Source organism: Mesorhizobium silamurunense, from assembly GCF_014843905.1.
Taxonomy (GTDB): domain Bacteria; phylum Pseudomonadota; class Alphaproteobacteria; order Rhizobiales; family Rhizobiaceae; genus Mesorhizobium; species Mesorhizobium silamurunense.
In genome coordinates, this window is the sequence record NZ_LPVS01000107.1 from 1 (window position 1) to 213 (window position 213).

Consider the following 213-nt stretch of genomic DNA (forward strand, 5'->3'; position numbering starts at 1 on the left):
TTGGCGCTGGCAAGCAGCCCATAGTGGCGGATGCGGTGGAAGCCCTTGGGCAGGACATGGAGCAGGAAGCGGCGCATGAACTCGGCCGGCTCGAGCGTCATTGTCCGGTAGCGCTCATCCCCGTTGCGACGGTAGTCCTTGACGCGGAACGTCACGCCGGCCTCGTCGAGCGCGATCAGGCGGCTGTTGGCGATGGCGACGCGGTGGGTATAG

1 protein-coding gene is annotated in these 213 nt (G+C 66.2%); it reads right to left on the minus strand.

Annotated elements, in window-relative coordinates; genetic code table 11:
- Positions 1 to 213, minus strand: a 213-nt coding sequence (locus AU465_RS32620; RefSeq protein ID WP_192257093.1) for a transposase, incomplete at both ends; no start/stop codon positions are given.